Annotated in this window: 11 protein-coding genes and 1 riboswitch; of the genes, 4 read left to right on the forward strand and 7 right to left on the reverse strand. The window is 52.1% G+C overall.

What is annotated here, in order from left to right; translation table 11 throughout:
- The first annotated feature begins 174 nt into the window (after nt 1-174).
- Nucleotides 175-1,059: a hypothetical protein gene (locus tag J8Z22_RS10010; protein ID WP_051252548.1), complete on the forward strand. Its 885-nt coding sequence runs from the start codon at nt 175-177 to the stop codon at nt 1,057-1,059.
- 3 nt (nt 1,060-1,062) lie between these two features.
- Complete coding sequence (locus J8Z22_RS10015) at nt 1,063-2,226, forward strand: BamA/TamA family outer membrane protein (RefSeq protein WP_252010249.1); 1,164 nt, start codon at nt 1,063-1,065, stop codon at nt 2,224-2,226.
- Nucleotides 2,227-2,335: 109 nt separating this feature from the next.
- On the opposite strand, the gene J8Z22_RS10020 is transcribed toward J8Z22_RS10015, so the two are convergent.
- The 7 genes from J8Z22_RS10020 to J8Z22_RS10050 form a co-directional block, all read right to left on the reverse strand.
- Nucleotides 2,336-2,641 (reverse strand): antibiotic biosynthesis monooxygenase, encoded by a 306-nt coding sequence (locus J8Z22_RS10020; protein ID WP_252010250.1) that lies wholly within the window; start codon nt 2,639-2,641, stop codon nt 2,336-2,338.
- 609 nt (nt 2,642-3,250) lie between these two features.
- Entirely contained in the window at nt 3,251-3,628 is a 378-nt protein-coding gene (locus J8Z22_RS10025; RefSeq protein WP_252010251.1) for a hypothetical protein, read from the reverse strand.
- A 179-nt stretch (nt 3,629-3,807) separates the two neighbouring features.
- Entirely contained in the window at nt 3,808-4,416 is a 609-nt protein-coding gene (locus tag J8Z22_RS10030; RefSeq protein WP_252010252.1) for a hypothetical protein, read from the reverse strand.
- A gap of 497 nt (nt 4,417-4,913) precedes the next feature.
- A complete protein-coding gene (locus tag J8Z22_RS10035) occupies nt 4,914-5,222 on the reverse strand; it encodes a hypothetical protein (protein ID WP_252010253.1) in 309 nt (102 codons plus the stop codon).
- A 24-nt stretch (nt 5,223-5,246) separates the two neighbouring features.
- Complete coding sequence (locus J8Z22_RS10040) at nt 5,247-5,699, reverse strand: hypothetical protein (protein ID WP_252010254.1); 453 nt, start codon at nt 5,697-5,699, stop codon at nt 5,247-5,249.
- A 776-nt stretch (nt 5,700-6,475) separates the two neighbouring features.
- On the reverse strand, nt 6,476-7,855 hold the full coding sequence (locus J8Z22_RS10045; RefSeq protein ID WP_252010255.1) for an ammonia-forming cytochrome c nitrite reductase subunit c552: 1,380 nt from the start codon (nt 7,853-7,855) through the stop codon (nt 6,476-6,478).
- An 81-nt stretch (nt 7,856-7,936) separates the two neighbouring features.
- Nucleotides 7,937-9,151, reverse strand: a complete 1,215-nt coding sequence (locus J8Z22_RS10050) for an NnrS family protein (protein ID WP_252010469.1) — start codon at nt 9,149-9,151, stop codon at nt 7,937-7,939.
- A gap of 399 nt (nt 9,152-9,550) precedes the next feature.
- On the opposite strand from J8Z22_RS10050, the gene J8Z22_RS10055 reads away from it, so the two are divergent.
- Both J8Z22_RS10055 and J8Z22_RS10060 read left to right on the forward strand, forming a co-directional pair.
- Nucleotides 9,551-9,982 carry a hypothetical protein gene (locus J8Z22_RS10055; RefSeq protein ID WP_028112453.1) on the forward strand — a complete coding sequence of 144 codons (432 nt, stop codon included), beginning with the start codon at nt 9,551-9,553 and terminating at the stop codon, nt 9,980-9,982.
- A 102-nt stretch (nt 9,983-10,084) separates the two neighbouring features.
- A riboswitch (cobalamin riboswitch) is annotated at nt 10,085-10,282 on the forward strand.
- A 160-nt stretch (nt 10,283-10,442) separates the two neighbouring features.
- Nucleotides 10,443-11,414, forward strand: coding sequence for a sirohydrochlorin cobaltochelatase (locus J8Z22_RS10060; protein WP_252010256.1), 972 nt, complete (start codon nt 10,443-10,445; stop codon nt 11,412-11,414).

The following is an 11,414-nucleotide window of genomic DNA, read 5'->3' on the forward strand; positions in this document are numbered from 1 at the left end:
TGGGTTGAACCGGGATCGATGGCTACAATCAGCGGTTTTCACATGCTTTACACGATTGAAAATACACACTAAGCGTGAGAGCTTAGGATGTTAGAGAGTAGCCCACATCACTGCAAGGGCAAAACGTATCTCACCTTGAATCAATCGGTGCACCATCTGTTACAGAGAATGTATATGACGCGTTTTATCACCACCGTTTTGCTGGCGTCCCTGAGCGGGGCGGCCATCGCCGAAGAGCAGGGCTCGCTGTTTCCCATCTGGGGTGACGAGGCCCGGGCTCGGGGCTACACCATCCCTAAACCCTACGGCTTGTCGTTGTCCTACATGGATCTTAGCAACCCAGTAGAGGTGAACAGCATCAGTCTGACCGGCACCGATCTGCTGGAAGCGGTAAGCGTCGATGCCCCCAATGCCAACTTCGATGGCTACAACGTGACCGTACGCGGCGACCTGTGGGTGTTCCCGTTCTGGAACCTGTACGGCATCATCGGCTACACCGATGGCGATTCGGTGGCAACCATCGAATCCCTGGGGTGCGACGCCAGTAAAGTCAGCGGCGTGGGTGACAAGTTGCTGTGCGCCGCCATCGATGCCGTCGGTCCGGCGGTTCAGGGCGCCCCGTTTGCCCTGGAACTGAACGGCGGCTCCTACGGCATCGGCACCACCCTGGCCGGGGGAATTGGCAACTGGTTTGCCCTGGTCGACATGAATTACACCTACACCAGCCTCAGTGCCCTTGACGGTGAGATCGGTACCTTTACCGGTGCTCCACGGGTGGGTTATCGCTGGGAACTGGCCCGTGGCAGCGAGATGCGCGCCTTCATTGGTGGCATGTACATGGCCATGGATCAGGAGTTATCCGGCAACATCTCGGATCTGCTGCCTGAGGTGGCGGCCATTGCCGGCGACGGCAAGTTCAAAGTCTCTCAGAAAGGCACCTCACGCTGGAATGGCGTGGTCGGTGCCATGTACTCCTGGCGCGGTGAGTGGGAGTTATTAGGTGAGATTGGCTTTGGCGACCGCGAAACCTACTTTGCCTCTGTATCACGGCGATTCTAATTGATGAAATCAGCATGGATTGGGGTGGCCTGCTTGCTGGCCGCCCCTGCAGTAACGGCTGCAGAAAATAGTGAGGCCGAAACCGGCCTGGTGCAGCGGGCGTCGCTGTGGATGGATCGGGTCTTGGAGGAGTTGGGAGCCGATGGCGCCTACGATCCCCACGATGGCATCGACTGGAGCCTGTTGCCGGGGCCGTTCTACACCCCGGAGAAGTCGTTTGGTATTGGCATCTCGGCGGTGGGCCTGTACCAGGCCGACGACGTTAGCAGCAACATTCAGCCCAGCTCCATTACCATCAACGGTTTTGGCTCGGTTAATGGCGCCTATGGCGTGCAGGTGCGCAACAAGTCGTTTTTCGACGATGATCGTTACCGCCTCTACATCGAGGGTGAATTCACCTCGTCGCCAGACATCTTCTACGGCACCGGCATCGATGCCGGCCGCGATGAATCACAGTTAACCGATTTTGAACGTAATGCCCTGGGGATCACCCCGCAGTTTCTGATGCGGGTGGCACCGGCGACCTACGTCGGCGTGGGCTATGAGTTGTCCAGGGCCAAAGCCCGGGATCTGGATGGGGCGTACGAGTCTGGTGGTGGGCCAGCGTTTTTCGCCGACACCATCGTTAGCTCCGGCGTGACCCTGCATCTGGTTCATGACAGCCGCGATTTTGTCCTCAACGCCAGTGAAGGGCATTTGCTGCAGGCGGATGTGGCGGTATTCAGCAAAGCACTGGGATCGGATCAGGACTTTGAGAAATACAGCCTGACCTACAACGACTACCTGTCGCTGACGCAACTGGATGCGGTACTGGCCTGGCAATGGTTGGCGGAGTTCAGCAGCGGCGATGTGCCCTGGGATCAGCTCAGCCACCTGGGCGGCAGCCACCGCTTACGGGGCTACGAAGAGGGCCAGTACCGGGGCAAACAGATGACCCTGGGCCAGGCGGAGTGGCGTCAGCACCTGCGAGGCCGCCACGGCATGGTGGTGTGGGCCGGGCTGGGAACGGTATCTGACTCCATCTCTCAGTTGGGGGACGATAAGTGGCTGCACAGTGTCGGTGTCGGCTATCGGTTTGAGGTGAAGCCCCGGGTCAACGTGCGCCTGGACATGGGCTTTGGCAACGGAGACAGCGGCTTCTACTTCTCGGTTAACGAAGCGTTCTAGCTAAGGTCGTTACTGGTGGTTAAGACTGATCCCCACTTGTGCGGTAAGAGTCAATGACTCTTACCGCCACGAAGCGGTCTTTGAGAAGCCTTAGTGTCGGTTCTGCTCTTTAATCATTCTGTTTCAGTTTGTCTAATATCATAACCATTTCGATAGGATCTAAGCGATCTACAACGCAAGCCCGCATTCGTTCAATTGCAGAGTCTGGAGAATCAACCGAGGCAAAAGCTTTATCTCTGTCTGCCTTTGAGGCCCACTGCGCATAGGCAGCAAAGGAATGGTCATCGATCTGATGAAGCCTAGAGCCTAAGGCTTCATGGTTTTTAAGGTAGTAGTCAGTGACTTCTTCCCATGCGCTCATAAACTCTTGCTGCTTGCCTGAGCGAATCTTCCACTGATATAGCACTGTGTACATGGAGTCTGGTCCTAAAAGTTGCACCGAGCTAAGCTATCAAGCCTCAGCCAGAAATTCATCCATTATCTAGTCATGTTTTTACCGTCATTTGCATGAGCTACTTTCTCTGGTATCGCAGGTCTTCGGGCTTACTGAGTACTGCTTTCCCTTGCCAAAGGACTGACCCACGAAGCGGTCATCGGCCAGCGATGTAACACCTGGGGAGTATGGGGAAAATCGCTATGAAAAAGGCCTGTGGCACCCCCAGCCACATCCCCGCCCTGTTAGTAGGTCGCTACTCATAATCTTGCACTGAGGTGAAATCTGAATAATCCAAGATTATCACGCCACATAGAAACACATAAGAAAAAAACCAATAAATAAAGGTGACATACCAGATAGAACAGCAATTACCCCACAATTCCTGCAAACTGATTCCTGCTCTATATGATCAAGACCGGCTAAAACTATCTTTGCCTGCTTAAACTTGCCACCTCTTATGAAAAGATAATAAGTTATCACACAAGAGCACAGCAACAGCGGTATAATCCTAGTTACAAAGACACCCATCTTTTGATCCAGTAAATCAGTAGCTTACCGATAAGCATAGCGCGGATGTATTGTTAATCGCTATTGCAAGGCCGAAGTTTGATTTTCTATACACAGGAGTTCTCCGATACAGAAAAGGGTGGTAGATAAGATCATTGTTCCTAGGTTTCCAGAAAAATAAAGTGTAAGCGCGCCAACGGCAATCCCATAAGGAACTCTTGAAGCATTTCTATTTTCTGACTGCACAGGATTAATAAACCCGATAAATTGTGTTTTAAAACTCAACTTGAATAAGCTTGATGAAATGGCAATTAGTATTGTCATAAACGAAGCCAGGTAAATTGCAGCAGCAATCTCAAGATTTGATGCAACGGCAGGTACACTGTCAATAAGGTCGAACCCAAAACCAGCAACAATTGCATAAATTATTAGCGTTGCATATTTTTGTTTTTTTGTCATTCATATCCCTTCACAACATTAGTGGTTCTAACTTCTGGCTATAGAAACACTCACTTTCTAATCGCGTTAAATTAGTGCATTACTGATACAGTTGTCATAGTTATCCCGTTAATCATCAGAAACTCTTGATGCAACATTAAGGTCATTGTCTTTTCCAGAAAGCGGGTTACCTTCATAACCTATTTGATTGATTTGTTAGACTTTACGAATGTCTCAAATCGATTTTTAATCTCTTTAGTGATTTTAATGCTATCAGATGAGTATTTAAAATCTGTTTGACATATAAACTCAACCACCCATACGTCTTTGTGATCATCTAAAACAACATTAGTGGCTAGACAATCTCTAATTTGTTGAGCATTAAGCTGTGATCTACTTGATGCTCTATCAAGCCATCTCTGGCTAATTATCTGGCTTTGGAACTGTCTCAGCAGTTCATTGACTCCATCAAGTGAAAAATTATGTATATCAGATTTTGATATTTCAACCTTTTGAGGAAATGCTACAGAAAAATGAAAATACTCTTTAAGATCATATCCTAACTTTCCAGAGATAAAGAAAATAAAATATACTACACAAATGGAAGTGATGGCTCCGTCAAAAACCTTCCTGGCTAACGACTTATTCTTACTATTTTGGGGCTTGTTATCAACTCTATTTTTTGTTGACTTTTTCTTATTATTTTCAGAGATAGAGTTTATCTTTGTGCAAGTTGTGCACTTTACTTCATTACTATGTATTGCAAATGGTAATGGTGCCCCACAATTAAAGCAGTTATTTTCATGCATTGTTTATTTTCATCCGTTTGGCTTCGCTGATAATTAATTAAAGGCTACGGAGATACCCATCTTATGAAGGATTTACAAAGACACCCATCTTATGGTCATTGTAAATCAGTAGGTTACCGGTTAGCGTGTGTGTCTTGTTAATCGGTACCTAGTAACCATCTAATCGATCTTTTCTTTGCAGTTCCAACAACGCTCGGAGGGCAAAGAGTAGCTATACAATCCTTTCATGACCTGATTTTTTTTACACCTAGGGCAGAAATAGTTGAATATCATTATGAATATATAAATTCCGTTGCAGAAACCGACTATCCAAAGCAGAGTATTTAAACTTTCTGATAGATGTGGTGCAATATTGAATAAAACTGTCAGAGCTACCTGAAAAATTAATGCGAACCTGAATTTCTGGTAACGTCTCATAACTATAATACCTTTAGATCTGTATTGTGTGGATAATGGATATAGAGACACCAATATTGTGGTTTTTGTGAATTAGTGGCTTACTGATAAGGTTGGTGTGAGTTTTTATAACTGTCTGTCTTGGTTAGAGAAACCCGGTATTTACCATATGATTCGTTGAGGCTCGAGCTAATGACTAAAATCGCAATGGGTATTACTGTTATTGCAGATGAGATTGAACCTATTAGATTTGCTAAATTATCGTTTCCACCACTTACAATCGTACCAATCATTGCGCCAGCTATGCCACCAACAAATGAAAATGGGAGGCTAAATAAAATCGTTTTCCAAGTGATGTTCCACCAAATACGGGTTGCGATCTTGAAAGAGGGTTTTATTTCATGATCCATTATTTCTATCCTTGTTAAATTAATTTACGGTACCAACTCAAACAGTTTGCTCTCTTCATAACCAAAAGCAAAATGATAGAAGGACAGTCCAAATCTATATGTTTCTTCTAAGTTTCCGCCAAGAATAACTCTGTAAACAGGTGCTGTTGAAGTTGAGGTGTATTGTGGTTGGTTCCCATAGGTTGTTTGTGAAACATGCAAACCATTTATAGACGCCCATTCCTTAAACTTCTCAGCAACGTGTTTCTGTGGTTCGACCATCACTTCGAATTCTAGAGAATAAATTCCATTTTCGAAAACAAAATATACACAATCCACACCGTTACTTGTAAGGCCAAAAAATTCGTATGGCATTTGGCCTAAACTGAGTTTTTTAAGTACCGGTTTAGTATCTTGATAGGATACGAAATTAGATGTGTCAGCATGAGAAGGAGCGAAAATTAGAAAACTCATGATTAATGCTAGAAATTTCTTCATAAATTCATCTACTACTTAACAACCTATAGTGCGGCCAATGTGAGGTCTTTCCTGCCAAGGATCCTTGTCGCTTATCTTGGATGCGCAGAGGGGCCGGCCTGTCGCTAGTGTTTTTCTTATGAAAAACAAAGCTGCCTCTTTGCCATCAGGTCAACAATCTCGAACAACCGGTTAGGCCCGGATAAATGCGAAATCATGTAGCTTCGTGCATCTCTACACTCTGCTGCTGCATTGCCTGTGTTAGTAGGTGCAAACCTATATGTTACTGATTTTTAATGATTTAAGATTATCATGTGCCAAATTTCAGCCAAGCTCCGCCATTGATGAGCTATTGCGCCCACTAGTTACAGCATCATGGGCTGCATCTTACTGATTTAACGGGGTTATTACGGTACACCTCTCTTGTTGGTGTTTTCTAGGGGACAGGTCACAGTGTGGAGGATTTTGTTGTCACTGATGACTGTAATTGGCGTCTTGGAGGTTATTGGTCAACATGCAACAGCATGACTCTTGGTTATTCAGGGGCCTCGAAGGGAGTGGCAACGGGAGAGTGTGAAGCTTCGTCTTCGGGAGAACTCAGAGCTGATGACTCTGATCAGCCTCAGTATGGCATCTAGGTACTGGTGGGGATTTCATGCTTTATTTTTGGGCTTCGGCGTTCCTTTACCCTTAGCTCAAGCAGCCGTTGGCTTTGTTAAACCTAGGTAGCAGCACAAAAAATCCGGGCCCTGAAACAGGGCCCGGATGGTAAGGGTTGGTTGAAACTCAGTGGTGGGTTAGTGCTCGTACTTCAGGGCTCGCATGGCGGCTTCCGGCCAGTGCTTAGACACCTGTTCGTTGATGAACTTGGCCTTCTCTGATTTCAGCGCTTCCATGTCCAACTTCACCGCCGCCTGGGCGGCTGCTTTGCTGGACAGATCCGGGTAGGCCACCTCGGTCACTGCCAGCTGAGTCAGTATCTCGGCCAGTTGAGTGCGCGCCAGTTCGGCCTGAGCCTTGGCCTCGGTCAGCAGCGCCATCGCTTCCTCGGGGTTGTGGGCATGAATGCCGTGGGAAGCCATGGCGAAATCCCAGCGCCACTGGGCGTGACGAATGGCCATCAGCGGCTCATCCATAAAGTACCACTCGGCACCGGCATCCCAGGCGGCCTTGGCTTCGTAGTGGGCCTTGACCAGCATCAGTTCGATCTCGGTGCGCAGGGCATCGATGGCGGCCTTGTTGTCAGCCAGGGCCTGGGTTAGCTCGGCTTTGCTGTCGTGGCAGGCCACGCAGCTCAGATCGAAGTTGTCCAGTGCACCGCCGACGTTGTGCTCGCTGTAAGTCTGGCCGTCTTCGGTTTGCTTTTGCGGCATGTGGCAGGTCACGCAGGTGACCCCTTGCTTGGCGTGCTGGCTGCGGCTCCAGTGTTCAAACTCCGGGTGACGGGCTTTAAGCATTGGCGTGCGCGAAATCGGGTGCAGCCACTCGTAGTAGCGGCGGGTGTCGTAGTAGCGCTCAATCTCGTCGGCACTGCTGCCGAAGATCCACGGAATGTTGACCCGGTTGCTCGATTCCGGCTGGAAGTAATAGGTCACGTGACATTGGCCACAGGTCTGGGCGCCCTGCATGTTGCTGTTCTGTTCATCGAACGGCAGGCTCACCTTGGCCATGGCCTTTTGGGCGTGAGGCCGGGTCAGGGTCAGGGCATTGGTGCCCTCCTGATGGCAGTCGGCGCAGCCGATGGTATTGGCCATCTCCGGGCCTAGATCGGTAAAGTTGCTGCCAGCAAAAGCCAGTTCACCCATCTCGTTCATCATCCTCGGCACGTCCGGGCCTTTACAGGTCCAGCAACTGGCCGACATGCCCTTTTCATCGGCCGAGGCCGGTGCCACGCCGGTGCGCAGGGTGTTACTGACGTCGCTGATGGCAAAGCGGTGGCCGCGGGGACTGTGGAACTCCTTGGCGTAGGCACTGCCGGCCCACAATACGACCATCTGCGGACGCTGCTCCAGCATGTCTTCCCGCTCGACGGTTTCTTCTGTGGTCAGCCAGGACTGGTATTGCAGTGGGGCGCTGTCTTGCCACTTTTTATTACCCTGTACCTCGGGGGCAGGGGAGCAGGCGCTCAGTAGCAGCGAAGACAGGGCCAGCGCGGCTAGGGGTTTGGGTGTGAGCATGGTGCCGATTCTCATTATGGGTCTTGGGTTCAGTATAAAAACAAAGTCGGCGGCCCGCATTCAAAGCGGGCCGCTGGCAGGCTATCCCGGGCGTCCGTCGAGTCGAGGGCGACACAGGAAGGCGGTGTAATGCCACAGGAACAGGCCAAAGGCGAAGCTCCATAGGCTGCCGGCCAGCCAGTGCCATAACTGGGTGGACTGGGGCCAGAGAATGGGGAACAGGGCGCGCACCACGGCGGCGACAACGATGGCGGCAAACGCCGGTGACATCCACGGGCCCTGATAGATGTTGCGGCCGGTATGGCCCAGGGTGACCCGGGAGATCATCGCCAGGCACATGCCGCCGATGGCGCCGACACCCACTAGGTGCAGCAGTTGCCGTTCGGCGTGGGGATCATTGGGAAATAGCGCCATGCCGATAAGCGCCAGGGCGATGCACAGGTAGCTTAGGTGCAAAGACCACAGCAGCGGCTCTTTGGCGGTTTTGTGGGCCGACCAGCGTGCCTGGCGCACCAGTTGCAGCAGACCGGTGGCGCCCAGCAGCAGCGACAGGGCCGCGCCGCTGATCACATGGGCCACCGAGTTGACGGCGATCAGCGCCAGGCCAATAAACACCGGCCAGTCGAGCCAGGCCAGAGGCTGGGCCTTGTCCACTTTGAGTCGGAGGGCGGTGAAAAACGGCACCACCCGGCCACCGACGAAACTGATCATCAGTGCCATCCACCAGATCATCGCCTGCCACAGGGTGGAGGCGGTCACCATGTCGCGCTGGGCTAGGGCGTAGTAGCTGAACAGGTTGGCTGCGGCGGCGATGGTCAGCAGCACCGGGAACGCCACGTTGCGCCACTGTTTTACCTTAATGATGCTGTGTGCCAGTTTGGCGGCGGTCAGCAGCAGGAACGCGGTGTCGGCCAGCGCTGGCAGCCACAGTGGAATTGCCATTGGCAACAGCAGCAGAATGCGGGCGCTGAGCCAGCAGGCCACCACCACGGCCAGGGGCGTGCCCTTAAGGCCAGGTTGATTGGTCCAGTTCTGTACCGCGGTTAACAGGAAACCGGCGACGATGGCCATGGCAAAGCCGAACAGCATCTCATGGGGGTGCCACCAGATGGGGATTACCGGGCTGAAGAAGGCGTTGGTCAGCACCGGCGAGTTCTGGGGGCTGTACCAGGCCAGCAGCCAGATTGGGATCAGAATACAGGCGACGGCGGCACCGCCGAGAAACAGCGGCCGGAATCCCAGTCGTAACAGGGCAGGGGTGGTCTCGATGTGGTTGGGGTCGTCAATGTTCAGCATGCGCTCGATCTCACAGGGTTGCCGTTGCAGGTCCATAGTGAATGCAACCTGATGAGACGGTGTTCAGCGCTAACTCGAACGGCTCATAAGTTGCATTCAATATGACGGTTTAAACCTTAGTGAATTACTCTGGTATACACAAGCAATAGTAGCGCCTATCCATCGCGCTGTGATCCGAGTCACGACCGGGCTACTCCTAAGTAGGTAAAGCCCTCTGTCGTGAGGGTTTTTTACTGACTGATGCTGTGGGCCTATGGCCACATTCTGGTCGCTGCTAATCGAGTTGTGACATTTTGGTTGAATGTTGTACTCTTATTTAAGTAGTTGATTTGTAGTTAGCGAACCGCGCCGGGCGGCGCCGTTCTTTTTGGGACTCTCGCGCTGACAGGGATACGGATCATGACCCACATCTTTTGCCATCCGAATGAGGTAAAAAACCGCACTCAACTGGAGTTGCCGCTGCTCGCCGGTGCCGGATTACTGACCTTTGCCTTTCCATTTTGGGTAGACAGTTCCCACTGGGGGCTGTTTCTGTTCTGCCTGGCCATCAGTGCCGGCTGCATGAAGATGAGCTACCACATCCTACGCTTGATGCCGTTTCTCGACAGTGAGATTCAGATCGATCGGGTCGGTTTCACCATTACCGGCAGCGACGGCAACTATACCCGCCACCTGTGGCAGGAGGTCGAAGACGCCCGCTACGACGCGGTGTCGCAGACCGTGGTGGTGGAGGATGCCATGCATCGGCCGCTGTTGGTGGTCTCGGAGCAGATCAACGACTTTGCCGATCTGGAGAAGGCGATTCGCAGTTACGCCCTGATACGGCTTTAAGAAAAAAGTAACGATTCAAGCAAATTAGCGCTGGATCACAGAGTGAGTAACGCGTTCAATTCACTTCAACTTTCCACAGTGTTTCCCGAATACTGTGCGTATACACTGGCTCCAGCTTACGGTGCTGAGAGGCCACCACGATTGGTGAGGGAACCGGGTGAAATGCCCGGACTGTACCCGCAACTGTAACTGACGCTACCCAGGGTAGTGCTCCAATGTCTATGCCACTGGCGAAAGCTGGGAAGGCCGGCGGAGCGACAGTCAGGAGTCAGGAGACCTGCCTAAGCTGACGTGCTGGAATTCGGGCGGGCCTACCCGAACTCATTGATGTCGTATTAACCCGTTTCATCCTGGATGAGACCGGGCGCTTTTGGGCAACCCAAAAACGACAGAACCAGCAAACCAGTTACGGACTTTGGCCGTCCAGAGTGCCTGTTTGGCACCCATGGAATGTTGACCTATGAAACGCCTTTCTGCCGCCTTGGCGGCAACGGTATTAAGTACCCATCTGGCAGCGGCGCCTGCGCCTATGCAACCTGAACCTTCCGCCATTGTATTGGCCGCGTTTGGCACCACCTACGATTCGGCCGTGGACTCGCTGCTTCAGATTCAGCACGACGTTCAACAGGCGTACCCCGACACCCCGGTTCGCTTTGCCTTTACCTCCAACATCATTCGCAAGCGTTGGCACCAGCGCCAGGGCGACCAGGCCTACCAGGCGGCCCACCCCGACATTCCGGCGGAGCTGTACCAGGTGAAAAACGTGCTGGGTACCCTGGCGGATCTGCAAAACGACGGCTATCGCGACATCGTGGTGCAGACCACACTGCTGACTCACGGCGAAGAGTTCACCGATCTGTTGGCCTACACCGACGCCCTGGCTGGCATCGACACCCTCAAGGCCAAGTGGAAACCGTTCCAGCGTATCGCCGTTGGCCGCCCCTTGATGGGCACCTGGGGGTCGCAGCAGGAATATCGCCACGACCTCGAGGCCCTGACACTGGCCCTGGCCGCCGACGTGGAGCAGGCTCGCAAGAGTGGTGCCGCGCTGGTGTACATGGGCCACGGTAACGATCACCTCTCAACCGGTTTGTACTACGAGCTGGATGAGCTGATGAATCAGCACTACCCCGATGTGCCGGTATACGTCGGTTTGGTAGAGGGTCATCCGGATTTCGATCGCTTAAGCGCCAGGCTACAGCAGGATGGGGTGACCAAGGTACAACTGCGTCCGCTGATGGTGGTGGCCGGCGATCACGCCAGCAACGACATGGCAGGCGATGAGCCGGACTCCTGGAAGATTCAGCTGCAACAGCTGGGCATGGAGGTGGAGCCGGTTCTGTCGGGACTGGGCAACAACCCTCAGGTTCGTCAGCGTTACCTCACTCACCTCAATGACGCTGCCGCTGCGGCAGGCATTGTTCTGAAGTAA

It is taken from the genome of Ferrimonas sp. SCSIO 43195 (assembly GCF_023716685.1).
In the GTDB taxonomy this organism is placed as follows: domain Bacteria; phylum Pseudomonadota; class Gammaproteobacteria; order Enterobacterales; family Shewanellaceae; genus Ferrimonas; species Ferrimonas kyonanensis.